A 22,948-nucleotide genomic window follows, 5' to 3' on the forward strand; every position below is an offset into this window, starting at 1 on the left:
CGGGGTCCCTAGGGCATTTCGCCGTTCCAAGGAAACGGCGAACCGTCCTGTCTCTTTGCCTTGACGCAATTGCGGACGGAAAGTTACGGCGAAGTCACCGAACCCGACCGCATCACGCCTTTCCTGGAATTGCTTCCAACCTCCAGATGCATCAGTCAGCGCGTTTCTCCATCGCCTCGAGCGCATTGGCAAGGCGCTGCTCCTCGCCATAGTAGCGGGCGCGGTCCCAGAAATGCGGACGGCCGATGCCTGTCGATACATGCTCGCCGACCAGCCGGCCGCCGGCGTCTTCACCCTTGATGTTGTAGAGCACAAGATCCTGGGTGATGATGACGTCGCCTTCCATGCCGACCACCTCGGTGATGTGGGTGATGCGGCGTGAGCCATCGCGCAGGCGAGCTGCCTGGATGATCACGTCGATCGAGCCGACGACGATCTCGCGCACCGTGCGCTGCGGCAGGGAATAGCCGCCCATGGCGATCATCGATTCGATACGATTGAGGCATTCGCGCGGGCTGTTCGAGTGGATCGTCCCCATCGAGCCGTCGTGACCGGTATTCATCGCCTGCAGCAGGTCGAACACCTCCGGTCCGCGCACTTCGCCGACGATGATCCGCTCCGGCCGCATACGCAGGCAGTTCTTGACCAGGTCGCGCATGGTCACCTCGCCCTCGCCCTCCAGATTGGGCGGCCGGGTTTCGAGACGGACCACATGCGGCTGCTGCAGCTGCAGTTCCGCCGAATCCTCACAGGTGATGACGCGCTCCTCGCGGTCGATATAGTTGGTCAGACAGTTGAGCAGCGTCGTCTTGCCGGAGCCCGTGCCGCCCGAGATGACGACGTTGCAGCGGACGCGGCCTATGATCTTGAGGATTTCCGCGCCTTGCGGCGAGATGGCGCCGAACTTGACCAGCTGGTCCAGCGTCAGCTTGTCCTTCTTGAACTTGCGGATGGTGAGCGCGGTGCCGTCGATCGACAGCGGCGGCGCGATGACGTTGACGCGCGAGCCGTCGGGTAGGCGCGCGTCGCAGATCGGGCTCGATTCGTCGACGCGGCGGCCGACCTGGCTGACGATGCGCTGGCAGATGTTGAGCAGCTGCTGGTTGTCGCGGAAACGCACGCCGGTCTGTTCGACCCTGCCATTGACTTCGATGTAGACGTTCTTGGAGCCGTTGACCATGATGTCGGCTATGTCGTCGCGGGCAAGCAACGGCTCCAGCGGTCCATAGCCCAGAACGTCGTTGCAGATGTCCTCGAGCAGTTCTTCCTGCTCGGAGATTGACATCGCGAAGTTCTTGATCGCGATGATGTCGTTTACGATGTCGCGGATTTCTTCGCGCGCGCTTTCGGGATCGAGCTTGGCGAGCTGCGACAGGTCGATCGTGTCGATGAGCGCCGAAAACACTTGGCTTTTGGTGTCGTAATAGGTCTCGGAGCGCTCGCGCTGGACCCTTCTTGGCGGCTCCGGCGCCATAGGCGGCGCCTCGACGGGCCGGCGCGCCGGCGGCGTGGCCGGCGTGGCGGACGGCGGCGCGACCGGTCGTTCGGCCGTCATCGTCCCGGTTGGAGCGGCGGCGGGAGCGGATGCCGGCGGACGGAATTCGGGCGTTGCCCGGCTGCCGTCGTCTTTGCCTCTTTTACCAAACATGATCGACTACCCGATGCCGCTCAATCAGCGTCACTTCTTGTTGCGCGAGAGCTTGCCGAGGATCGAGCCCAGGCCTGCTTTCTTCCTTGTCTTGATTTCGCTGCGTCCGGTCAGCACATGCGCTATTTCATTGATGGTGGTCACGACCGGGCTTTTGGCGTCCATCTCGGAGAGCATGCGGCCGTTGTTGGCGGCATTGCCGAACAGCAGCGGTTCGAAGTTGATCACCGCCATCGGCGTGATGCCGAGCGGTTCGGCGAAATCGGACGCCGCGATCTCGGGCCGTTTCGGCACGCCCGCCTGGTTGATGATCAGCTTCGGCGGCGGATCGTTCGGACGCAGCCGCTTCAGCATGTCCACCATGTTTTTAGTGTTGCGAAGATTTGCGAGCTCTGGCGTGGCCGTGATGACGATCTCGTCCGCCTTGATCAGCGTGCTCTTGGTCCACCCGCTCCAGACGTGCGGGACATCGAGGACCAGCAGAGGCGCGCTGCGCTGCGCTGTCTCTATGATCTGCGCGAAGGCCTCGGACTCGAAATCGTAGACGCGCTCGAGCGTGGAGGGAGCCGCGAGCAACGACAGATGCTCGGCGCATTGCGCAAGCAGACGGTCGAGATAGACCTCGTCGACCCGCTCTGGTGAAAACACCGCCTCGGCGATGCCTTGCGCCGGATCCTGATCGAAATTGATGTTAGCGGTGCCGAAGGCGAGATCGAGATCGGCGATGACGACCTCGGACTTGAACAGGGAAGACATCGCCCAAGCGACATTGTGAGCGATGGTCGAGGAGCCGACGCCGCCCTTGGCGCCGATGAACGCGATCGAGCGGCCGATCGGCTCCGAATCCGGATCGACGAAGATCGACGACACGACACTGACGATGTCTGTCATCGAGACCGGCGCGATGACATATTCGGAAATGCCCGAACGGATCAGCTCGCGGTAGAGCCCGACATCGTTGTAGTGGCCGATAACCACGACCTTGGAGGACGGATCACAATATTCCGAGAGGTGGCCGAGCTGTTCAAGCAGCTGCTGCGGTTCGCTGCGTGATTCCAGCAGGATCAGGTTCGGTGTCGGCGCGGACTGGTAGAATTCGATCGCGGTCGGGATGCCGCCCATATGAACCTTGAGATGGGCCTTGGCCATCCGGCGATCCTCGCCGGCGCGCTCGACGGGGTTGGCGACCCCCTCGGTCTCGCAGAAGGCCTGGATCGAAATGCGCGGCACGGGGCGCAGCGCCTGCATGGCGGCGATGTCCTGCTGCGAAAGGTCGCCGGTTTCCGCGGGCGTGTCGTAGGCAAGATTGCTCATCGTCATGCTCTTTCCGTGACTGCTTTCTTCGTCGTCCGGCGCAGCTTAGTAGGTTACTTCCGAATTGCCGAGGAACTCGTCCGAGATGCCCCTCTCGCGGTACCTGTCGATCACCGCGCCGCGATTTTCGGCGTCGATGTCGGACTGTTTGCGCGGCCCGATCAGATCGTTGGGATTGGCGATTTGAGCCGCGAGGTTGTTCTGATAGGAGCAGCCGAAGTCGGCGTAGTGCTTGTTCTGCGACGTCTCCAGGATGTCCTCGGGCCAACGCCCGCATTTGTCGGTCTGGGCCCTCACTGCGACGAAGGCGACGCGCACCGGCGCTGACGCCTCCGGCACCGCCGACTGATAGGATGTCATGACGATACGGTTGCGCTTGACGCCTGCTGCCATGGCGAGCCTGGCAAAATCGCGACCGGCGGCACGGGCGGCAAGCTCATTGGCGGACCCGGCCGGCATCGCGATCGTCAGCGCCGGCGCGGCGCTCTTGTCGTAGCGGTCGAGAAAACCGAGCAGCGTATCGCGCTGCGCACCGGTCATGCCGCGATCACCGGCGCCGACCGGCAGGTCAATCTTCTGGTTCTTCTCGGCAATGACGATCGGATGGGTCGTGCGGTAGTCGTCCGGGATCGACCCGACGGTCACGCTGTCGCGATTGGCGCAACCTGCGAGCGACGCGGCAAGCATGACCGCCAATGCCGGGACCACCTGCCGACGGATCCTTGCGATACCGGATGCTGTCCGGACCGTCATGACCTTCGATGCTGACTTGGACATATCCGCATTCCCACTCATTTGTAGATGAAGCCCACGACGCCGTGGTAGCGGCCGGCCGGCCTGTCGGTCTGCATGGTGCCGTAGACGCGGTTGACGCGGCCGAGGAACATGCCGGCGCCGTCGCTTGCCGCGTTGAAGTTGTCGTCCGGCTTGGCGAGATCGTTGCGCGCCACCGGCCGCGTCAGATAGGGCGTGATGATGATGATGAGCTCGCTCTCGTTGCGCACAAAATCCCGGCTGCGGAACAGCGTGCCGAGGACGGGGATCTTGCCCAAGCCAGGGAATTGGCTGATAGCCTGGCGAACATCGTCGCGGACAAGGCCTGCGATCATCATCGAGCCGCCCGAAGGGAGCTCGACGGTGGTGTCGGCGAGACGCTTGCGAATAGAGAGAATGTTTGCGGCGGGAACGTTCTTTGAGCCGGTCGAAAATGCGGCGGAGCCTTCTGTCGTCGGCTCGGAAACCGCCGTCCGGACTTTCAGGCTGATGCGACCGGCGGACAGGACGACCGGTTGAAATTCCAGTCCGATGCCGTAATCGACCTTGTCGAGTTGGTACGTCAGCTTCGCAGGAATGCCTTTGGTGATGTCAGGATCGGTAATGGCCTGGCTGGAGACAATATTATACTCGCCGCCAACCCTGAACGTGGCTTTCTCGCCTGAAACTGCCGTCAAAGTCGGCTCGGCTAGCGTCTTCATCACCCCCGACTGTTCCATGGCGTTGACATAGGCCTGCAGCGAGGACGAGCCGATGTTAAATCCCGAATTGCTGAGGGGCTTGCCGAGCCCCATCGGGTTGTCGCCTGTCGACATCCAGCTGATGCCGTTGCTCTCGCCGCTGCCAAACATGTTGACGCCGAGCTGCTTCATCACCGAGCGGCTGACTTCGGCGACGGTCACCTTGAGCGTCACCTGGTCGTCGCCGATGATCTGCAAGAGGTTGACGATCTTGGAGGTCCGGCGCTCCTGGTCGGGATTGTTGATGTCGACGCCGCCATTGACCGAGCCGCCGGCGGCGGTCTGCGAATATTGGCCCGTCGTCGCTTCACCGCCGGACACGAAGATGGTGGCCAGGTCGACGGCACGCTTGGAATCGAGCGGCGTGTCGACCATGCCCGTCAGGACGACGTTGTCATTGAGAAGCTCGACCTTGATCTGCGAGGACGGGATGAAGCGCTTGAGATAGTCTTCCAGCCCTGCGACGTCGCGCTCGACGGCCAGATCCAGGCTGACGATCTGCTCGCCATTGGGGCCGAAGACGAAGATGTTGGTCTCGCCGACCGTCTTGCCGAACAGGTAGATGCGCCGCGCGGTGCGCGTCACGGCATCGGCAACCGCCGGATTGGCGACGAGGATATCATAGGCGTCGCTCGGCAAGTCGATGACAACGGATTTGTTGAGGCCGAGCTTGACGCGCTGCGTGGCAACGGAAGCCGACACGCCGGCTCCCGCGGCTTTGGCTTCGACCAGCCCCGGGGCGCCGGTGCCGAGCACGAAAAAAGCGATCGCCGCGGCGGCCAGGAAGGGCAGCAGTTTACCGTTCAGCCTCATTTCCTTGCTCCCACCTCGGAAACCTCGCCGGACTTGATCAGCCGCACGGTTCCGCGTCGGCCGTTGCCGTTGACCAGATAGTCGGCTTCGTCCGTCGTCTTTTCATGGATGTCGGTGATCGGGCGCAGCGCCAGCGTCAGGCGGTCGGCCATCTGCTGCGCCACTGTGATGATTTCCGCCTGCTGCGGCGTCAGCTCCAGCGTCGCGGTCTGGCCGACCCTGGTCTTCTTGCCTTCCTCGTCTTCCTGGATGGTCTGGTCGATGGCCAGCACGCGGATGTTCTTGAGGATCGTCTCGGTGTTGAAGCCGCTGCCGCCGTTGCCGGTGTCGGCGCGGCGCGTCATGATGACGTCGACGAAGTCGTTGGGCAGGATGAAGCCGCCGGCGGACGTGTCGGCCGATATCGCGGTGGCGACGGCGCGCATGCCGGAAGGCAGGATCGACGACATGAAGCTCTGCCCCTCGCCGACCAGCTTGGAGCGCCGCAACGGCTCGCCGGTATACATGGCTACGCGGGCGACCGAGCCCTTGAGCTTTTCGATCGCGTCAGGCTCGGCGGCGCGCGTGATGAAATTGGCGTTGACGCCATCGGCCGGCCATTCTTCCCAGCTGATGTTGTTGCCGAGCTGGCTGCCCATTGACACGTCACCGGAAAGCACCAGCACGTCCTGCAATGCGATCGCCGGCTGCTTGGGCGCATCGACAATGACCTGAGGCGGCGGCGCTACGACCATGTTCTTCGCCACGTAGCCCGCGCCACCCGCCGCGACCGCAGCCACGCCCAGAATAATCAATCGGGATGCTGGCATTCGTCCGAAACCCTTCGCCTCATGGCAACCACCTCGCCAGGCCGGACTTTGCAGCTGCAATCGTCAAAACAAGGTTAATGTAATGCTTACGATCGTGATTAATTTAAGGTTTACTCAAATTGGATTGAACAGTGTGCCGTTAACAGAAAAAAGCGGCGGGGGCCGCCTTCCGATCTGATAAAAGGCGGCCTGGGATCGCCGACATCGAGATCGCCGGGCCTATGTTGTGAGCCTCTCCAGCGCCCAGACCATCAGCGGCGAATCCGGGAAAGTGATCAGTCCGCCGGCGCCAAGCGCGATGCCATATGGGATGCCAACATTCTCGTCCGCGAAATGGCGCAGAAATCGGCTGTGGCCGGTGTACGTGACGAGCGGCGATTTCCGGTAGGCAAGGATTGCGAGGGTAAGCAGGCCGCCGATGAAAGCCGACGTCACCAGATAGCCGACCAGGTTGATGTTGAGGCCCATCCACAGAGCGGTCGCGGCCAGAAGCTTGGCGTCGCCGCCGCCCATGCCGCCGAGCGCAAAAAGGCCGAAGGTCGTGGCAAGCACGAGGGCGCCGGCGGCGAAATGCCAGCCATAGGTTGCCCAGTCCATACCGGCGAGCGGCGCAACAAGCGCGAATGTCGCCACCAACAGCACGGGAACGCGGTTGGCGATCGTCATCGACAGCGTGTCCGAGATCGCAGCAAACAGCATGCAGAAAGGAAAAACGACGAAGATCACGGCTTCAAGCATGGATGCGGCCTGCCTGTGGCATGTTTCAGCGTCATCCTAGGCGCGCTGGATTAACGATCGATGAGGCCGGACGATCAAATCGGCCGACTGCATAAAAAAGGGCCGCCAGCCGGCGGCCCTTTTTCTTTCTGTCGAAAAGGCGCGATACGCAGCCTTATTACGGAGCAGTGGCGCCGTTGAGGGTGGCGGCGATGTTGGCGAACTTGGCGTTCAGCGCGCCGCCGAGCTGGGTAGCACCAACCATGATGGCAAGCGCGATGAGAGCGGCGATCAGACCGTATTCGATGGCGGTCGCGCCGGATTCGTCCTTCACGAAACGTGCGATGAGATTAGACATTCGAGAGCTCCTACTCCACGTGTTACAGCACTACCGTCAACTTCTCTTCCGGGTTGATCGGATGGCGCAAATCTAGGGAGAAGCCGTTTCGATCGGCTTAATAAACAGCCTTACCGATTCCTTTCCGGTGGCGAACGCACTGCGTGGTTAACCGTGGCCTAAACATCGCCAGAGGTCCGAGTTCCCGAGAAACCGGCGCTTGTGCAATATTCCTAAAACAGTAAGCGCCATGGACGCATGGCGCACCATGCAGGCGATCCTTAATCATGGCGGGCCCGGTTTAACCGTTACTTCACCAATCTCGTTCATGTTCCGTTGAAGAATCTGCCTGCCGGAGCGCTTCAATGACCTTGTCGAGATCGCTGTTTCCAGTCGCCGCGCTGCTGGCAACTGCTGCCTTGGTCATGCCGGCCAGCGCCGGCGCGGGTATAGAAGTCACCATGAACCAGGCCAAGATCGTCAAATTGTCACGCGGGGCCGATACGGTCGTCATCGGCAATCCGGCAATCGCCGACGCCTCCGTGCAGGACGCCTCGACCATCGTTCTCACCGGCAAGGGCTTCGGTGTCACCAATCTGGTCGTGCTCGATTCGGAAGGCAGCCCGATCATCGACGAACAGGTGACCGTCGTGCGACAAGCCGCCTCCTCGGTGCGCATCTACCGACGCGCCGAAGTCCAGACCATGTCCTGCACGCCCTATTGCGAGAGCGCATTCAAGAGCGAGGCCGAGAAAACTTCCGAAGCCGAAATGAGCGCCGGGCACTAAGCTCTGAGAGGGCGAACCTACGGGCATTAAAGACGGCTTAAAGCTTGCCCGACGAATTTAACGATCATCAAAACCGGAACTCAATGGGTTATCGCTAACCCTGCCGCCGGTACCGCAAAGGGGATCGGCAGGAACGCAATATGAGCAAGGATGCCACACCCGGCAACGGCATGGACAACAGGGCGCGGGTCAGAGTCCGCCCCGGCTTCTTCAGCGACAGGCGCGGCAGCACGGCGATGGAATTCGCGATGCTGGCCATCCCGTTCGCGCTTCTCGTCTTCGCCATCCTCGAGAGCTGCATTTCTTTCGCCGGCCAGGAGGTGATGGCCAACGTCACCGACGACGTGGCCCGCCAGCTGCGGACCGGGCAGTTGCAGAAGTCGAACGTCACCGAAGCCTCCATCAAGCAGCTGATCTGCAGCAGGCTTGAGATCATGGTGGCCAAGGACTGCCCGGGATTGCTGGTCGATCTGCGCGAATATCCGAGTTTCGCCGACGCCGCCACGGCAGGCTTCAAGATCGTGGATGGAGATATCGTGCTTACACAGGGGACGAACTCGACGACCCCAACCGTCTCGCCCGGATTGGCAGAGTCCATCAACATGCTGCGGGTGTTCTACAAATGGCCGGTGATGACCGATTTTCTGGCCCAGTCGATGGCAAATCTGAAGGACAAGAAAACGCTGCATTTCGCATCGGTGACCTGGCAGAACGAACCGTTCGACGACAATTGAGACTGCTCGACGGCTAAGCCGCGGCGTGGAGGACTATATGCATAGTGCGGGGGCACTCCGGGGCATTTCGGCGAAGGTGAAGCGGTTTTGCCGCGATCGCCGCGGCATCGCGGCGATCGAGTTCGCGTTCATCGTGCCGGTGCTCCTGATCATGTATTTCATCACGATGGAGGCCTCGCAGGCCATCGAGACCGGCAAGAAGGTCAGCCGCATCGGCAGCATGGTTGCGGACCTCGTCACGCAGCAGCAGGCCGTCGTGAAGGCTAACCTCGATGCAATGATGAAGATCGGCATATCGACGCTTCGGCCCTACAATCGCTCAAGTCCAACGATCATCATCACGGGCATACAGATCTCCGACGAGGCGTCGCCGACAGTGAAGGTGGCGTGGTCGCGCAAGCTGGTGGGCAACACCTACAGCGTCGATGCCAGTCCCGGCGACACCACGACCGTCCCTTCGACGCTGAAAATCCGCAACACTTTCCTGGTCCGCGTGGAAAGCGACCTCGGCTATGTGCCCGTCATCGCCTGGAGCGAGAACAACAACCAGCAGAAGGCGCTTGGACTGTTGTCGACCTTCAGCCACATAAATATGAGCGAGACTTATTATCTCCGGCCTCGCCGGAGCCCAACGATCCCCTGCAGCGACTGCTGACGGTCAGTCCCGGCCGTCGGACGCCTGCCGCACAATGGCCGTGGCCATAGCGTAGTCCTTGGACGCCGCCGGCACAAAGCCACCGGTATGCGCGGCCTCCAGCAGATCGTATATGTCGGGCGTCTGGGACTTGAGATTGGTCAGGAAGACCGTCAGCCGGCGCTTTGCCTCGGGATCGATATCGTTGCGGACGGCGTGCGGCCCGTAGCGCAAGAGGCCCGAGGTCCACAACACCCGAAGCGACGCCTCTGGGACGCCGGCAGCCTCCAGCCGCGCGACGGTGCCCCCGGAACGGGTGGATCGGCCGTCGGCATCGGCCGGTTCCCAGCCGAACAGGGCGTCCGCTTCGCCGCCGGCGAGCATCGTCTCGGCCGCAGTGGCTGAAGCGGCGCGCGCCAGGAAGGGCGAACCCCGGGTGATGTTGACGCCTTCAGCCGGCAGCGCCGTCAGCGGCAGCAGCGCGCCGCCGACATTTTCGGCCGGCGCTATCGCGATCCGGTGCGAAGCCATGGCGGCAAGGTCCGCAAGCCGGCCGTCGCGCGTCACCAGGACGGAACGGATGCCGACGGCGCCGTCGGCATCGACCGGCGCCACCAGCGGCTCGACGCAGCCGCAGCGCTCCGAGGCCGTGGCATAGGCGAGAGCGGAATAGATCGCATAGTGCACGCGCCCGCTCGCCTGCGCCTCGATCAGCGCCGCGTAGTCGCGCGCAACGACGAACTCGACCGTCATGCCGAGCGCATTGGCATAGGCGTCGGTCAGGCGCGCGAGCCCCGGGACGGTGTTGCCGCCGCCTGGTTCGGCAACGATGCCGATGCGGAACGTGCCGATGTCGCCACGCCAGTCGGCGCGTGCCGGCGAGGAGGCGGCACCTAAGGCCGCGAGAGCGGCCGCGCACATCTTCACGGCTTGCCTTGTCGCGGTTTTGCCGCGCCTTGCCATACCTGCCACGCTCCCGCCCCGCATCCGCGCCTCGCCGCAACTATGGCGCCAAGCCGTTGCGGTTTGGTTTCCGATTTGCCAACGCCGCCGGGGAACCTTATGTCTGGCGATCAAGGCTCACAATAAAGATACCCATGGCGCGCGCGTTCCTGTTCGTTCTCGATTCTTTCGGCATCGGCGGCGCGGCCGACGCCGAACGCTATGGCGATAACGGCGCCGACACGTTCAGGCATATTTTTCAGGCTTGCGCCGATGGTCGTGCAGATCGGCAAGGTTTGCGCAAAGGGCCGCTCGCCGTGCCCAACATGATGTCGCTCGGACTTGGCCGGGCGGCGCAAACCGCGACGGGACTGAAAACCGGTATCGACGCGCCGCCGGTCGCCTCGGCCTTTCATGGAGCCGCACAGGAAGTGTCGAGCGGCAAGGACACGCCCTCCGGCCACTGGGAGATCGCCGGCCTGCCGGTGCGTTTCGACTGGGGCTATTTCCCCGATACGGTGCCCGCCTTTCCGGCCGAACTGACCGACGCCATCATCCGCGAGGGCAAGCTGCCGGGTATCCTCGGCAACTGCCATGCACCCGGAACCGAGATCATCGAGCGGCTCGGCGAAGAGCATATCCGCACCGGCAAGCCGATCTGCTACACGTCGATCGATTCCGTGCTGCAGATCGCCGCGCATGAGACGCATTTCGGCCTGGAGCGGCTTTATGAGCTTTGCCTCACGGTACGTCGGCTGGTCGAGCCGCTCAAGATCGGGCGGGTGATCGCTCGGCCATTCGTGGGTGAGACGCCGGCCACGTTCCAGCGCACCCACAATCGCCGCGACTATGCGGTGCCGCCGCCGGAGCCGACCCTGCTCGACCGGCTGACCGGGCGCGGCAACAAGGTCATCGCCGTCGGCAAGATCGGCGATATCTTCGCTCATCGCGGCATTTCGGAAGTGCGCAAGGCCGGCGGCAACATGGCAATGTTCGACAAGGCGCTCGGCGCGATGGACGATGCCGGCGACGGCGACCTGGTTTTTGCCAATTTTGTCGATTTCGATACCGAGTTCGGTCACCGGCGCGACGTCGCCGGCTATGCCGGAGCGCTCGAAGCGTTCGACCGCCGACTGCCGGAGGCGCTGTCGCGGATAAGGCCTGGCGACCTGCTCATCCTCACGGCCGATCATGGCAACGATCCGACATGGCGCGGCACCGACCATACGCGCGAACGCATTCCGGTGATCGGTATCGGGCCGGGACTGAGGGGCGGCGACATCGGGCTCAGGCCGACCTTCGCCGATATCGGCGAAACCGTCGCGGACCACCTCGGCCTGGCTGCCGGTCGCCACGGAACATCGTTCCTTGCGATGATAGGCGGCCATGCCTGAGCTGCCCGAAGTCGAGACCGTCCGGCGCGGGCTGCAGCCGGTCCTGGAAGGGGCGCGGCTCGTCAAGGTCAAGGCGCGCAGGCCCGACCTTCGCTTTCCTTTCCCCGAACGCTTTTCGGAACGGCTTGCCGGCAAGACCGTTACGGCGCTTGGCCGGCGCGCCAAATACCTGACGATGCATATCGAAAACGGTCCGGTTCTCATCTGCCATCTCGGCATGTCGGGGTCGTTCCGGATCGAAGCCGCGGAAAGCAGCGACGTCCCCGGCGCCTTCCACCACGAGCGACCGAAAAGTGCGGCGCACGACCATGTCGTGTTCGACGTCGTCTCTCCGAGTGACGAGCGCTCCCGCGTCATCTTCAACGACCCGCGCCGCTTCGGCTTCATGCTGTTTGCCGAAGGAGCGCCGGACACGCATCCGATGCTGGCGGGGCTCGGCATCGAGCCAACTGGCAACGCGCTCGGCGGTCCCCTGCTCGCCTCGCTGTTGAAGGGTCGCAGATCGCCGCTCAAGGCAGCGCTGCTCGACCAGCGGCTGATCGCCGGACTCGGCAATATATACGTGGCTGAGGCCTTGTGGCGCGCCGGCCTCTCGCCGCTGCGCGAAGCCGGCACCATCGCCGGGTCGGCCAAGAAGGCGAAAGAGCAAAGCGCGCGCCTTGCCGAAGCGATCCGCTCGGTCATCGCCGATGCGATCGCCGCCGGCGGCTCCTCGCTGCGCGACTATGTCCAAGCCGACGGGTCGCTCGGCTATTTCCAGCATTCCTTCGCAGTCTACGATCGCGAGGGGGAACCATGCCCGAAGCCGGGCTGCCGCGGCCACATCGAGCGCATCGTGCAAAGCGGCCGCTCGACCTTCTATTGCCGGGCCTGTCAGCGGTAAGCTAGGAACGGATCGATCGTCCCACTGCCGCGGAAGGAAGCGAAACATGGCCTATGAAACCGTTATCGTGGAAACACGCGGCAAGGTCGGGCTGATCACGCTGAACCGGCCCAAGGCGCTCAATGCACTGAATTCGCAGGTCCTTGCGGAGGTCGTGGCGGCGGCGAGCGCGTTCGATGCCGATCCCGAGATCGGCGCGATGGTGCTTACAGGCTCGGAGAAGGCGTTTGCCGCCGGCGCCGACATCAAGGAAATGCAGGCGATGTCCTTCGCCGACGCCTACACGCAGGACTTCTTCGTCGGCTGGGAGGAATTCACGCGCATGCGCAAGCCCATCATCGCGGCGGTCGCGGGCTATGCGCTCGGCGGCGGCTGCGAATTGGCCATGATGTGCGATTTCATCATCGCCGGCGACAACGCCAAGTTCGGCCAGCCCGAAATCACGCTCGGCGTCATGCCGGGCATGGGCGGCTCGCAGCGGCTGACCCGATTCGTCGGCAAGTCGAAGGCAATGGACATGTGCCTGACCGGGCGGATGATGGACGCTGCCGAAGCCGAGCGCAGCGGACTTGTCTCGCGGGTGGTGCCGGTCGCCGAGCTCGCCGAGGAGGCGCTGAAGGCGGCGGCCAAGATCGCCGAGTTCTCGCTGCCGTCGGTCATGATGACCAAGGAGGCGGTCAACCGCGCCTACGAGACGACGCTCGCCGAAGGGCTGCGCTTCGAGCGCCGCCTGTTCCATTCGCTGTTCGCGCTCGACGATCAGAAGGAAGGCATGGCCGCGTTTGTGGAGAAGCGGAAGCCGAATTTCACCAACCGCTAGAGCATGATGCCGAAAAGTGTGGAGCGGTTTTCGGACGACATCATGCTCTCTCTTTGATTTAGAGCCGGATTCAGATTTCAGGTCGGCTCGACCTGAAATCATCCGGCTCTAGGGCACCTTGCCCAATGTCTAAAGGCGGGTCATGACGTGACGCGCTTTCAGTCTCCAAAAAGACCGCCAAGTGGCGTTGACGCGCCGGAAAAGCTGAACTATAAGCCGCACCAACCGAGGCGGCCTGTGGCTGCCCGTTTGTTTTTTGCGCCCTGCGGCACCCGCTGGCGCCCACCAGATCGGAAGAGAGGCATCATGGCCAACACGTCTTCGGCCAAAAAGGCAACGCGCAAGATCGCCCGCCGCGCGGCGATCAACAAGAACCGTCGCTCGCGTGTCCGCACCTATGTGCGCCAGGTCGAAGAGGCGCTGGCCGCCGGCGACAAGGCCGCGGCGGTGGCAGCCTTCAAGGCGGCGGAGCCTGAATTGATGCGCGCCGCCACCAAGGGCGTCGTTCACAAGAACACGGCTTCCCGCAAGGTTTCGCGGCTGGCCCAGCGGGTTAAGACGCTGTCAGCCTGACCGACTTAATCCTTACTCCATCGATGTTGAACCCGGTCGCATAGACCGGGTTTTTTTCGTTTGCCGGCAAGTACTTAAAAAAATTGCTCGAGAGCAACGCTCGCGACGTGATTCCAACGCCAGTAATGTTTTGCCGGCATATTCAACGCCGCTGACAGCGGAACGCCCTCCCCGCGGCAACTGCCTAAATTTGCCTGGCAAAAAATCCGCAGTCTTTTCAGAGGCTTACAGCCGGTCGTCCACAGCTTGTTCAGCTTAAGGTCGAGCGGCGGGGGAGAAGTAGCTGTCAAGACAATTATTTCAGAATATTTCGTTTCGGGCGGCCTTTTTCATATTCGCCGGAAAAGGGTTTGAATCACAATGGCTTTGTCAAAACGTGCCGGCGCAGCTCCCGATTTTGGGCCCCGTCCGGTAACCAGATTCGTTAAAAAACCGTTAGATGTGGCCTTGCCCTATCCACAGCGATTTCGGTAATGTCCATCCATCGAAGGGACGGGCTCTAGCCCCTGACCCAGCCTGAATCGGCCAGCACAAAATGGCGGAATTCATGACGTGGAGCAATTCCGCGTACGGCTTGGTTTGTCTCTTCGGTGCGGGTAGGGGACTGGCGTAATTGTACATGGCAGTCGATGTCTCGCCGGCGTTTTCGCCGGAGGGTGAGGTATTGACTTGTCTTTGTCGGTGGCCGGCGTGCGGAGCCGGCAGCTGGTCCCTTGCGCGAGTTGCGACGATTGTTGCCGGCGGCGGCAATGGCATCGCGGCTGAATGAGGGTCGCCGGACCAAGGATGCAGGAGGCGCATCCCCGGCGGAAAAAGGTACGAGAAGACAAAGGGACTTTGATCATGCAGAGCGGCATTGAAAGGGAGATAGCGGGCGAGCTCCCATTTCCAGCAACTTTTGTCGGAGGGGGCGACGTGGCGGTATCCAGCGACGCGGAACAGAAGTTCGAACGGGTCAAGGCCCAGCTGAAGGCGCGTCTTGGAGCCGAGGTCTATTCGAGCTGGTTCGGTCGCATGAAGGTCGCCGAGGCTTCCCGCGGCGTCGTTCGCATCTCCGTGCCTACAGCCTTCCTGCGGTCCTGGATCAACGGCCATTACCTCGAGCTTATCGCGGAGCTGTGGCGCCATGAGGATGCCGACGTCCTCAAGATCGAGATCGTCGTGCGCACCGCAACGCGCCAGGGGCGCAATCCTGTCGAGCCCGAGATCGCGCCGGCGCGCAAGATGACCAAGCAGACGCATACCGCGCTTGCCAACGGCACCGCGAGCGCCGGGCGTGTGGAGCAACGGGCGCCGGCGCCCCGCCAGGGCGTGTCAGCGGAACCGGAGTTCCGCCACAATGTGCTGGGGTCGCCGCTTGACCCGCGTTACACATTCTCCTCCTTCATCGAAGGGCCGTCGAACAGGGTGGCCTTCGCAGCGGCCAGGGCGGTGGCGGAATCGCAGTCCAGCGCGGTACGTTTCAACCCGCTTTTCCTGCACGCGACCGTTGGGCTCGGCAAGACGCACCTCCTGCAAGCGATCGCCGCGGAATCGCTGCGGCAAAACCCGAAGTCGCGCGTCGTCTACCTGACGGCGGAATATTTCATGTGGCGCTTTGCCACCGCGATCCGCGACAACAACGCGCTGACGCTGAAGGAGCAGCTGCGCGATATCGATCTCTTGATCATCGACGACATGCAGTTCTTGCAGGGCAAGTCGATCCAGCACGAATTCTGCCATCTCATCAACATGCTGCTCGACAGCGCCAAGCAGGTGGTGGTCGCGGCCGACCGGCCGCCCTCGGAACTGGAATCGCTGGAGCCGCGCGTGCGTTCGCGCCTCAATGGCGGCGTGGCGCTGGAGATGTCGGCGCCGGATTTCGCCATGCGGCTCGGCATGCTGAAACTGCGCCGCGCCAGCACCAAGACCGATGACACCTCGCTCGACATCTCGGACGAGATCCTGGAGCATGTCGCGCGCACGGTGACCGGCAGCGGGCGCGAGCTCGAAGGCGCCTTCAACCAGCTTCTGTTCCGCCAGTCCTTCGAGCCGCAGATCACTATCGACCGCATCGACGAGATCCTCGGCCACATCTACCGCTCCGGCGAGCCGAAGCGGGTGCGCATCGAGGACATCCAGCGCATCGTGGCGCGCCACTACAACGTGTCGAAGACCGAGCTTCTGTCCAATCGGCGCACGCGCACGATCGTCAAGCCGCGGCAAGTTGCGATGTATCTGTCGAAAGTGATGACACCGCGCTCATTGCCGGAGATCGGGCGGCGGTTCGGCGGCCGCGACCACACGACCGTGCTGCATGCCGTGCGCAAGATCGAGGACCTTTCGGGCGGGGACAACACGCTGGCGCAGGAACTGGAACTGCTCAGAAGGCTGATCAACGACCAGGCCTGAAGGAGCGCACAAACAGCCGGCGGCACGCTTCGCCGGCTTTATCCCCAGAAAGCCCGCGCCGCCGGTCGGAACCGGCGCCGCGGGCTTGCGTTTGCGGGCTTTTTACTGTCAGCTTACGGAGATTCTGAAAGCCTTTCAGAGCTTTCACGGGATGCCGCCTGCCGGTGACCTGTTCATTCTTGAAGCGAGCCTGTTTCGTCATGCGTGTTATCCTGGAACGGTCAAATCTCTTGAAGTCCCTCAACCACGTCCACCGCGTGGTCGAGCGGCGCAACACCATACCGATCCTGTCCAACGTGCTGCTCAGCGCCGAGGGCGCCAGCCTCGAGATGAAGGCGACCGACCTCGACCTCGAAGTGACGGAGGCGACGCCCGCCAAAGTCGAGCGCGGCGGCGCGACGACGGTGCCGGCGCATCTGCTCTACGACATCGTGCGCAAGCTTTCCGACGGCGCGGAGGTGATGCTGAAGACGGACGAGGACGGCAACGCGATGACCGTCACCTCCGGTCGTTCGAGCTTCCGCCTGCAGTGCCTGCCGCAATCCGACTTCCCGGAGCTTTCGGCCGGTTCGTTCTCGCATATCTTCCGGCTGGAATCGGCGGCGCTCAAAGGGCTGATCGACAAGACGCAATTCGCCATCTCCACCGAAGAGACGCGCTATTATCTCAACGGCATCTTCCTGCACACGCATGAGGTCGGCGGCAAATTGAAGCTGCGCTCGGTGGCGACCGACGGGCACCGCCTGGCGCGGGCCGAGATCGACGCGCCGGCAGGCTCCGAAGGCATGCCCGGCATCATCATTCCGCGCAAGACGGTGAGCGAGCTGCAGAAGCTGGTCGACGATCCCGACGTGGCGGTGACCACGGAGCTGTCGGACACCAAGATCCGCTTTACCATCGGCAGCGTCGTTTTGACCTCGAAGCTGATCGACGGCACCTTCCCCGATTATCAGCGCGTCATTCCGACCGGCAACGACAAGAAGCTGATCATCGACCGGCAGAGCTTCGCTGCGGCGGTAGACCGCGTTTCGACCATTTCCTCCGAACGCGGCCGGGCGGTGAAGCTTTCGATCAATGACGGCCAGGTGACGCTCGCAGTCAACAATCCGGATTCGGGCAGCGCCACCGAGGAACTGGCGGCCGACTACTCGTCGGACCCGATCGAGATCGGCTTCAACGCCAAATATCTGCTCGACGTCGCGGCCCAGCTCACCGGCACGGAGGCGAAATTCATGCTGGCCGATGCCGGCTCGCCGACGCTGATCCACGACATGGCCGACGAGACCGCGCTCTACGTGCTGATGCCGATGCGGGTCTAGGCTCAGTCACCTTGACGCAATTCCGGACGGAAAACCGCTGTGCACTTTTCCCGGAATTGCGCCTTTGTCTTTCGCAATTCCGGACGGAAAACCGCTGTGCACTTTTCCTGGAATTGCTCTGACGGACCTGATGTGTCGCCGTGAACTCGGATGCGAAACAGCTTCGGCAGCAGAGCTATGTAAGTAAGCTTATACTTACGAATTTTCGCAATTACGCGACGCTGTCGCTCGAGCTCGCGCCCGGCGCGGTGGTGCTGTCAGGCGACAATGGCGCCGGCAAGACCAATCTCCTGGAAGCGATCTCGTTGCTGACGCCGGGCCGCGGCCTGCGCCGCGCGCCCTATGGCGATGTGGCGCGCGAAGGCGGCGATGGCGGCTTCGCCTTGCATGCGCGCATCGAGGGGCCGGAAGGCCAGGTCGAGATCGGCACCGGAATTTCCGGCGGAGACGCCGCCGGCGAAGGCGGCAGGAAGGTGCGGATCAACGGCGCGCCGGCGCGATCGGCCGAGGATATGCTGGAATGGCTGCGGGTCGTGTGGCTGACGCCGGCGATGGACGGGCTGTTTCCAGGGCCGGCGGCGGACCGCCGCCGCTTCCTCGACCGGCTGGTGCTGGCGATCGATCCCGGGCATGGCCAGCGCGCGCTCGACTATGAGAAAGCCATGCGCGGCCGTAACCGCTTGCTTACTGAAGGCTCCCGCGACGGCGCCTGGTTCGACGCGATCGAGACGCAGATGGCCGAGACCGGGGTGGCGATCGCCGCGGCGCGGGCCGAGCTGATAAGGCTGCTTGCCGCCATGATCGACAGATTGCCTGGCAGCGGACCGTTTCCGCAGGCTGACATCAGCCTTGCCGGCGACCTGGAGAGCGAGGTCGCCGCCGCGCCGGCCGTCGATGTTGAGGAGCGCTTCCGCCGCGCGCTTGCCAATGGCCGCGAGCGCGATCGCGCCGCCGGCCGCACGCTGGACGGCCCGCATCGTTCCGATCTCGTGGTGCGGCACCGGCCGAAGTCGATGCCGGCCGAGCTTTGCTCGACCGGCGAGCAGAAGGCGCTGCTGGTCGGCATCGTGCTGTCGCATGCCAGGCTGACCGGCGAGATGTCGGGACTCACGCCGATCCTTCTGCTGGACGAGATCGCCGCGCATCTCGACGCGGGCCGGCGCGCGGCGCTGTTTTCCATTCTGGAAGAGCTGAACTGCCAGGCCTTCATGACCGGCACCGATGCCGCCTTATTCTCCAGCCTTGCTGGCCGCGCGCTGTTCCTGACCGTCGATCACGGCAACGTCGAGCCGACCGGCTGACCTTTTGAAGCGAGTTCTGCACCTGCGTATACGCGACAAGGCCGCGCCTTGCGCTTACTGACAAGGCCTCGCCACGGCGATATGGTCCAGCCATGACCGACGCCGCCCTCACCGACGAAGAGCTCGAACGCTACGCCCGCCACATCGTGCTGCCGGAGATCGGCGGGCCGGGCCAGCAGAAGCTGAAACGGGCACGGGTGCTGGTGATCGGCGCCGGCGGGCTCGGCGCGCCGGTGCTCGAATATCTTGCCGCCGCTGGCGTCGGCACGCTCGGCATCGTCGATGACGACACCGTCTCCTTGTCCAACCTGCAACGGCAGGTGATCCATGGCAGCGACAGGGTCGGCATGGCCAAGACCGACAGCGCGCGGGAAGCGATCATGCGCATCAATCCCAACGTCACGGTGGAATCGCATCGCCTGAGGTTGACGGAGGAGAATGCCCCTGCTCTCGTCGCCCGCTACGATATCGTCGTCGACGGCTCCGACAATTTTGAAACGCGCTACGCCGTCGCCGATGCCTGCGCGGGCGAGAAGAAACCCCTCGTCACAGCGGCCGTCGGGCGCTTCGACGGCTCGGTGACGGTGCTGAAGCCGTTCGAGGCTGGCGCCGACGGCAAGCGCAATCCCAGCTATCGCGACCTGTTTCCGGAAGCCCCGCCCGAAGGGCTGGTGCCGTCCTGCGCGGTCGCCGGCATCGTCGGCGCGCTGACGGGCGTCATCGGCACGCTGGAGGCGATGGAGGCGATCAAGCTGATCACCGGCATAGGCGAGCCGCTGATCGGTCGGCTGCTGCTCTATGACGGGCTGACGGCCCGCTTCGACACTATCCGCTACAAGGCCGTCTGAACGCATGGACCAGAACGTCGGCATCTCCATAACCGGCCTTCCAGCGGATTTCGATCGGTGGGACGACCTCCTCGCGCTGATCCGGCGCGCCTTCGCCTATATGGACGGCGTCATCGACCCGCCCTCCTCGGCGCATCTTTTGACCGCCGAGGCGCTTGCCGCGAAGGCGAAGCGGGAGACGGGGTTTCTGGCCGTAGAGAACGGCCGCATCGTCGGCTGTGTCTTCGCCCTGGAACGGTCGCGGGATTTCTATGTCGGCAAGCTGGCGGTCGAGCCACGGCTGCAGGGCCAAGGCATCGGAACCCGGCTGATGCGGGCGGTGGAGAATCTTGCCCGCAAGCGCGGCATGGATGCAATCGAGCTGCAGACCCGTATCGAACTGACCGCAAACCATGCAGCCTTCGCCCGGCTTGGCTTCCGCGAGACCGAGCGCACGGCGCATGCGGGCTATGACAGGCCGACCTCCATCACCATGCGCAAGGTGCTGTCTTGAGCCTGGTCCTCAGCCCGGAAGAACGGGCGATCGCCGCCGGCCGGGACGGCGCGGGCATGGCGATGCGCATCGTCGCCGAAAGCGCCCGGCTGCTCGGCGCGCCGCGACTGATCCCGATCGCCTCCACGCATATCGATGGCGCTCTGTATCACGGCGATTCCGGCACGCTGTTCGCTGAAAAACTGGTCGAAGGCGGTGCGAAGGTCGCGGTGCGCTCGACGCTCAATGTCGGGGCGCTCGACCTGATGGGTTGCTCGCACATCCGCCTCGAGGAGCCGCAGCGCGGCATGGCACGGCGGATGATGGAGGCCTATCGCAAGCTGGGCTGCGAGCAGAGCTGGACCTGCGCCCCGTACCAGGCCGGACACAGGCCCGCGCTCGGCAGCGACGTCGCCTGGGGGGAGTCCAACGCGGTCGTCTTCTGCAATTCGGTACTGGGCGCGCGCACCAACCGCTATGGCGATTTCCTGGACATTGCCTGCGCCATCACTGCCAGAGCGCCTGACTACGGCCTGCATCGGACGGAGAACCGCCGAGCGCGGCTCATTTTCGATGTCTCGCGCCTGTCGCCGTCCTTCCTTGCCTCGGAGATCGCCTGGCCGGTGCTGGGCAGCCTCTATGGCCGCGAGGTGGGCAACGCCATCGCCGTCGTCACCGGCGTGACGGATCATCCCGGCGAAGACGCGCTGAAAGCCTTCGGCGCGGCGGCCGCATCGTCCGGTGCGGTCGGCCTGTTCCACATTGCCGGCGTGACGCCCGAGGCTCCCGACGTCGAAGCCATTCTGGCCGGGCCGGAGCCGGAAGCGGTGATCCGGGTGACACCCGCCATGGTGGCGACGGCCCGTGCCGGCCTGTCGACCGCGGCCGCGACCAAGACCATCGATGCGGTGGCGATCGGCAGCCCGCATCTGTCGCACGCCGAGTTCGACAACCTGGAGCGGCTGATCGCCGGACGGTGGCTCGCGGTGCCGATCTACGCCTGCACCGGCCGCCATGCGCTTGCCCTGCTGGAGCAGGACGGCCAGCGGAAGCGGCTCGAAGCCAGCGGCGTCGTCATCGTCGCCGACACCTGCGTGGTGGTGACGCCGATCATGCCGGACCTCGCCGGCGGCGTTTTGATGACCAATTCGGGCAAGTTCGCGCATTACGCGCCGGGCAACACCGGCTATGCGGTGCTCTACGCCTCGCTCGCCGACTGCGTCGAAAGCGCGGTCCTCGGCAAGCCGGTCTTCACGGATATCGCGGCATGAGCGCGAGGGCCGAAATCCTGGTGCCGGGCAAGGCGGGAGAAGGCGACGCGCTGGTGCTGACGGCGCCGATCAGCTTCTGGGGCGGCGTCGACCCCAGGACCGGGCGTATCGCCGACGTTCGCCACCCGCAGCATGGCGAAGTCATCGCCGGCCGGGTTCTGTTCCTGCCGGGCACGATCGGCTCGTCATCCGCTTCGGCGGTGCTGATGGAGCTCGTCCACAACGGCCGCGCACCGGCCGCCCTGGTGCTGCACGAGCCGGACGCCATCCTGCTGCTCGGCCTGATCGTAGCCCGTGAGATGGGATGGGAAACGCCGATGGCGGTGAGGCTCGAACGCGGCGCGTTCGACAACTACCGCGGAGCCGCCGTCACGGTCGCTTCGGACGGGGCAGTGAGCGCCGCCGTCTAAAGCTTTTTCAGGTCCTCAGCGGCAGGACACGATCCGGCGGACGGTGGCCATCGAAGAAGGCGCGGATGTTGATGATCACCTTCTCGCCCATGTCGATGCGGCCCTCGAGCGTGGCCGAGCCCATATGCGGCAACAGCACCACCTTGCCCTTGGCGGCGAGCTTCAACAGCTTGCTGTTCAGCGCCGGCTCATGTTCGTAGACGTCGAGGCCGGCGCCGGCGATCTTGCCGTCATGGATGAGCTTGATCAGCGATTCCTCGTCGATGATATCGCCGCGCGCGGTGTTGACGAGGTAGGCCGAAGGCTGCATCAGCGCGAGCCGACGGCCGGACAAAAGGTGGAACGTCGCCGGCGTCGAGGGGCAGTTGACCGAGATGATGTCCATGCGGGCCAGCATCTGGTCGAGGCTTTCCCAGTAGGTCGCCTCCAGTTCTTCCTCGACCGCCGGCAGCACGCGGTGCCGGTTGTGATAGTGAATCGATAGGCCGAAGGCCTTGGCCCGCCTGGCGACCGCCGTGCCGATGCGGCCCATGCCGACGATGCCGAGACGTTTGCCCCAGATGCGCCGGCCGAGCATCCAGGTCGGCGACCAGCCGGCCCATTTCTTCTCGCCCGTCAGCACATTGGCGCCTTCGGCGAGCCTGCGCGGCACGGCGAGCATCAGCGCCATGGTCATGTCGGCGGTGTCTTCGGTGAGCACGTTCGGCGTGTTGGTGACGGTGATGCCTTTCTTGGCGGCCGCCGCGACGTCGATCTTGTCGACGCCGTTGCCGAAATTCGCGATCAGCTTGAGGTTCTCGCCGGCCTGGGCGATCAGCGCGGCATCGATATGGTCGGTGATGGTGGGAACCAGCACATCGGCTTCCTTGACCGCTGCGACCAGCTCCGGCTGCGTCATCGGCCGGTCCTCGACATTCAGCCTTGCGTCGAACAGCTCGCGCATGCGCGTTTCGACCGGATCGGGCAGCTTGCGCGTGATGACGACGAGGGGCCGTTTTTTGCCTGCCATTTTATCC

The 22,948-nt window shown here is 63.8% G+C and carries 24 protein-coding genes; 14 read left to right on the forward strand and 10 right to left on the reverse strand.

The window, feature by feature from the left end; translation table 11 throughout:
- Positions 1–151: 151 nt before the first annotated feature.
- The 7 genes from CK219_RS06490 to CK219_RS06520 all read right to left on the reverse strand — a co-directional run bounded on the left by CK219_RS06490 (position 152) and on the right by CK219_RS06520 (position 7,173).
- Positions 152–1,648 (reverse strand): CpaF family protein, encoded by a 1,497-nt coding sequence (locus CK219_RS06490; protein ID WP_095765927.1) that lies wholly within the window; start codon positions 1,646–1,648, stop codon positions 152–154.
- 30 nt (positions 1,649–1,678) lie between these two features.
- The gene (locus CK219_RS06495) at positions 1,679–2,968 is read right to left on the reverse strand and encodes a CpaE family protein (protein WP_095765928.1); all 1,290 of its coding nucleotides are present in this window, start codon (positions 2,966–2,968) and stop codon (positions 1,679–1,681) included.
- Positions 2,969–3,007: 39 nt separating this feature from the next.
- On the reverse strand, positions 3,008–3,739 hold the full coding sequence (locus CK219_RS06500; RefSeq protein ID WP_095765929.1) for a CpaD family pilus assembly protein: 732 nt from the start codon (positions 3,737–3,739) through the stop codon (positions 3,008–3,010).
- A gap of 14 nt (positions 3,740–3,753) precedes the next feature.
- On the reverse strand, positions 3,754–5,289 hold the full coding sequence (locus CK219_RS06505) for a type II and III secretion system protein family protein (RefSeq protein ID WP_095765930.1): 1,536 nt from the start codon (positions 5,287–5,289) through the stop codon (positions 3,754–3,756).
- Positions 5,286–6,098 (reverse strand): Flp pilus assembly protein CpaB, encoded by an 813-nt coding sequence (cpaB, locus tag CK219_RS06510; RefSeq protein ID WP_095765931.1) that lies wholly within the window; start codon positions 6,096–6,098, stop codon positions 5,286–5,288. The genes CK219_RS06505 and cpaB overlap by 4 nt, the downstream gene beginning before the upstream one ends.
- A 219-nt stretch (positions 6,099–6,317) precedes the next feature.
- A complete protein-coding gene (locus tag CK219_RS06515) occupies positions 6,318–6,836 on the reverse strand; it encodes a prepilin peptidase (RefSeq protein WP_095765932.1) in 519 nt (172 codons plus the stop codon).
- A 157-nt stretch (positions 6,837–6,993) separates the two neighbouring features.
- On the reverse strand, positions 6,994–7,173 hold the full coding sequence (locus tag CK219_RS06520) for a Flp family type IVb pilin (protein WP_095765933.1): 180 nt from the start codon (positions 7,171–7,173) through the stop codon (positions 6,994–6,996).
- Positions 7,174–7,517: 344 nt separating this feature from the next.
- Here CK219_RS06520 and CK219_RS06525 point away from each other — a divergent pair, with 344 nt between their 5' ends.
- The 3 genes from CK219_RS06525 to CK219_RS06535 all read left to right on the forward strand — a co-directional run bounded on the left by CK219_RS06525 (position 7,518) and on the right by CK219_RS06535 (position 9,329).
- A complete protein-coding gene (locus CK219_RS06525; protein WP_095765934.1) occupies positions 7,518–7,940 on the forward strand; it encodes a pilus assembly protein N-terminal domain-containing protein in 423 nt (140 codons plus the stop codon).
- A gap of 170 nt (positions 7,941–8,110) precedes the next feature.
- Complete coding sequence (locus tag CK219_RS06530) at positions 8,111–8,674, forward strand: TadE/TadG family type IV pilus assembly protein (protein ID WP_224637974.1); 564 nt, start codon at positions 8,111–8,113, stop codon at positions 8,672–8,674.
- A gap of 37 nt (positions 8,675–8,711) precedes the next feature.
- Entirely contained in the window at positions 8,712–9,329 is a 618-nt protein-coding gene (locus CK219_RS06535) for a TadE/TadG family type IV pilus assembly protein (RefSeq protein ID WP_095766193.1), read from the forward strand.
- 3 nt (positions 9,330–9,332) lie between these two features.
- Here the strand turns inward: CK219_RS06535 and CK219_RS06540 are convergent, their stop codons facing one another.
- Positions 9,333–10,271, reverse strand: a complete 939-nt coding sequence (locus CK219_RS06540) for a PhnD/SsuA/transferrin family substrate-binding protein (protein ID WP_095765936.1) — start codon at positions 10,269–10,271, stop codon at positions 9,333–9,335.
- Positions 10,272–10,405: 134 nt separating this feature from the next.
- Between CK219_RS06540 and CK219_RS06545 the strand changes: the two genes are divergently transcribed.
- The 5 genes from CK219_RS06545 to dnaA all read left to right on the forward strand — a co-directional run bounded on the left by CK219_RS06545 (position 10,406) and on the right by dnaA (position 16,311).
- On the forward strand, positions 10,406–11,644 hold the full coding sequence (locus CK219_RS06545; protein ID WP_095765937.1) for a phosphopentomutase: 1,239 nt from the start codon (positions 10,406–10,408) through the stop codon (positions 11,642–11,644).
- Positions 11,637–12,527, forward strand: coding sequence for a bifunctional DNA-formamidopyrimidine glycosylase/DNA-(apurinic or apyrimidinic site) lyase (gene mutM, locus CK219_RS06550; RefSeq protein ID WP_095765938.1), 891 nt, complete (start codon positions 11,637–11,639; stop codon positions 12,525–12,527). The genes CK219_RS06545 and mutM overlap by 8 nt, the downstream gene beginning before the upstream one ends.
- A gap of 46 nt (positions 12,528–12,573) precedes the next feature.
- Complete coding sequence (locus CK219_RS06555) at positions 12,574–13,347, forward strand: enoyl-CoA hydratase (RefSeq protein WP_095765939.1); 774 nt, start codon at positions 12,574–12,576, stop codon at positions 13,345–13,347.
- Between the two features lie 306 nt (positions 13,348–13,653).
- On the forward strand, positions 13,654–13,920 hold the full coding sequence (gene rpsT, locus CK219_RS06560) for a 30S ribosomal protein S20 (protein WP_095765940.1): 267 nt from the start codon (positions 13,654–13,656) through the stop codon (positions 13,918–13,920).
- 843 nt (positions 13,921–14,763) lie between these two features.
- A complete protein-coding gene (dnaA, locus tag CK219_RS06565; RefSeq protein ID WP_095765941.1) occupies positions 14,764–16,311 on the forward strand; it encodes a chromosomal replication initiator protein DnaA in 1,548 nt (515 codons plus the stop codon).
- Here the strand turns inward: dnaA and CK219_RS31085 are convergent.
- The gene (locus CK219_RS31085) at positions 16,295–16,513 is read right to left on the reverse strand and encodes a hypothetical protein (protein ID WP_141245307.1); all 219 of its coding nucleotides are present in this window, start codon (positions 16,511–16,513) and stop codon (positions 16,295–16,297) included. The two genes, dnaA and CK219_RS31085, sit on opposite strands and share 17 nt — an antisense overlap.
- Between CK219_RS31085 and dnaN the strand changes: the two genes are divergently transcribed.
- From dnaN to CK219_RS06600, 6 genes are all read left to right on the forward strand, one after another.
- Positions 16,512–17,630, forward strand: a complete 1,119-nt coding sequence (gene dnaN / locus CK219_RS06570; RefSeq protein WP_095765942.1) for a DNA polymerase III subunit beta — start codon at positions 16,512–16,514, stop codon at positions 17,628–17,630. The genes CK219_RS31085 and dnaN overlap by 2 nt on opposite strands.
- A 140-nt stretch (positions 17,631–17,770) precedes the next feature.
- Positions 17,771–18,931, forward strand: coding sequence for a DNA replication/repair protein RecF (gene recF / locus CK219_RS06580; RefSeq protein ID WP_095765944.1), 1,161 nt, complete (start codon positions 17,771–17,773; stop codon positions 18,929–18,931).
- A 92-nt stretch (positions 18,932–19,023) separates the two neighbouring features.
- The gene (locus CK219_RS06585; protein ID WP_095765945.1) at positions 19,024–19,779 is read left to right on the forward strand and encodes a molybdopterin-synthase adenylyltransferase MoeB; all 756 of its coding nucleotides are present in this window, start codon (positions 19,024–19,026) and stop codon (positions 19,777–19,779) included.
- Positions 19,780–19,783: 4 nt separating this feature from the next.
- Positions 19,784–20,272 carry a GNAT family N-acetyltransferase gene (locus CK219_RS06590; RefSeq protein WP_095765946.1) on the forward strand — a complete coding sequence of 163 codons (489 nt, stop codon included), beginning with the start codon at positions 19,784–19,786 and terminating at the stop codon, positions 20,270–20,272.
- Positions 20,269–21,522: an aconitase X catalytic domain-containing protein gene (locus CK219_RS06595; protein ID WP_095765947.1), complete on the forward strand. Its 1,254-nt coding sequence runs from the start codon at positions 20,269–20,271 to the stop codon at positions 21,520–21,522. Before CK219_RS06590 ends, CK219_RS06595 begins: the two co-directional genes overlap by 4 nt.
- The gene (locus tag CK219_RS06600; protein WP_095765948.1) at positions 21,519–21,932 is read left to right on the forward strand and encodes a DUF126 domain-containing protein; all 414 of its coding nucleotides are present in this window, start codon (positions 21,519–21,521) and stop codon (positions 21,930–21,932) included. Before CK219_RS06595 ends, CK219_RS06600 begins: the two co-directional genes overlap by 4 nt.
- Before the next feature lie 7 nt (positions 21,933–21,939).
- Here CK219_RS06600 and CK219_RS06605 read toward each other — a convergent pair whose 3' ends face one another.
- Positions 21,940–22,941 carry a D-glycerate dehydrogenase gene (locus CK219_RS06605; RefSeq protein WP_095765949.1) on the reverse strand — a complete coding sequence of 334 codons (1,002 nt, stop codon included), beginning with the start codon at positions 22,939–22,941 and terminating at the stop codon, positions 21,940–21,942.
- Between the last annotated feature and the right edge of the window lie 7 nt (positions 22,942–22,948).

It is taken from the genome of Mesorhizobium sp. WSM4313 (assembly GCF_002294725.1).
In the GTDB taxonomy this organism is placed as follows: Bacteria; Pseudomonadota; Alphaproteobacteria; order Rhizobiales; family Rhizobiaceae; genus Mesorhizobium.